1 pseudogene is annotated in these 1,144 nt (G+C 52.4%); it reads left to right on the top strand.

From position 1 onward, the window contains the following. Positions 1-1,144: pseudogene (locus tag Q0628_RS03345) on the top strand (hypothetical protein); the annotation flags it as partial.

Below are 1,144 nucleotides of genomic sequence, written 5' to 3' on the forward strand. Positions count from 1 at the left end.
GTGATTGGCCACTGGTTCAGCTACGATGGCTCTATCTTGAACAAGCACTTGGATTTCAACCTGGGTTACATGCGCGTAGGCTTTACGCCTTACACCTTGTACACTCCGCAGCAGAAACTGCTCCAGGAACCCGAAATCTTTGCCCAGAAGCGTGTCGAAGCTTTGGCCATGCGTAACCTCGATACCACGAGCAACCGCCTGATGCAGGGCTTGAACGCCGACTTCCATAGCGGCAATGTCGGCCCCTTCAGCGACATTCATGCTCAGGCAACGGGCGCCCGTATGCGCAACACTGCCAAGAAGTATGACCAGGTGTTCTTCGACTTCGATTTCTCTGACCGCTACTTCTACGGTCTGCGTCTCGGTGCCGACGCCTTTGGCGCACACTTGGGCGTGAACTACACCGATGTGTTTGACCGCGAAAAGAGCCGTCGCTCCCGCGCTATCGCTAAGTCCGACACCGTGTACTACGAAGACAACGCAGTGGTTTCTGCTGAAATCGGTTTCGATTCCAAGGAACTGCTCTCGAATCTTCCGGTTTCCTTCGGCTTGAACGGCGAACTTGCCAAGAGCTGGTGGAGCGTTGACCGCGACTACGTCAGGGACTACAAGAAGCAGGAATACGCTCTTACCGAATTCACCAGCAAGATGGACCCGGCTATCACGAACCCGATGGATACGTCCTTCATTTACATCAAGGTTTCTGAAAGCACCAAGCAGGAAGAAGTCCATGAAGAAGAAGTTTTCAAGGACGACGGAATGGCCTTCTATGTGGAACCGTTCGTGAACCTGGATATTGCAGGTATCGAAGGTTCCATCAAGGTGATGTACTTGCAGAACGATGAAAAGTTCTGGAGCGAAATGGCTTCTAGCCCGGTATACCGTGGCGGCACCTCGGTGCTGAATGCTAATGCCCTGTTCAAGGACGCCAACTACCCTAGCCTGGTTGATGAATTCGGCATGGCTAGCCTCGAAAACATGTACCTGGCCGTGTACAATTCCAATCCGCTCAACGCAACGAACCTCATGACGTCTTATTCCAAGAACGCCTTGACCGACGATGCGGAATCCAACTACATGTACTCTCGCCTGTTCAACAACTACAAGAACGCCCACTTCTATCGTAACGGCTACAATGCCGATG

This window comes from uncultured Fibrobacter sp. (genome assembly GCF_937877005.1).
Lineage (GTDB): Bacteria > Fibrobacterota > Fibrobacteria > Fibrobacterales > Fibrobacteraceae > Fibrobacter.